The 334-nt window shown below is 70.4% G+C and carries 1 pseudogene; it reads right to left on the reverse strand.

Annotation, left to right across the window (positions count from 1 at the left end):
• Nucleotides 1–9: 9 nt before the first annotated feature.
• Nucleotides 10–334, reverse strand: a pseudogene (locus KHA85_RS17520) (hypothetical protein); the annotation flags it as partial.

The following is a 334-nucleotide window of genomic DNA, read 5'->3' on the forward strand; positions in this document are numbered from 1 at the left end:
ATGAAATCCTCAGCAGCTGAACGCCGCGCCGACCCCGTCGGGCGGCGGCACCGACTTCAGGCAGCCGAACGGCTGAATGCCCGCGGGCGCAAAACGCGCCGCCGACTGATGCGCGTAGTTCACGCAATACAGGCCGGCTTGGTCCGCGCGGCACCGATAGTCGCCGAACGACAGCGAATCCCCATTCGCCAGCTCCGGTCCGTTGCCGTTGACGAAGGGGCCGGGGTCGGCCCGCGCGGCTCCCACCTGCAGGCGCATCCCGTCGAAGGTGACCCAACCGCCCTGCCATTCGCCATACGCGGTCGCGGGCGCCGGCGCCGGAGTGGCCAGGTTC

Origin of the sequence: Dietzia massiliensis, assembly GCF_018390595.1 — a bacterium.
Lineage (GTDB): Bacteria > Actinomycetota > Actinomycetes > Mycobacteriales > Mycobacteriaceae > Dietzia > Dietzia massiliensis.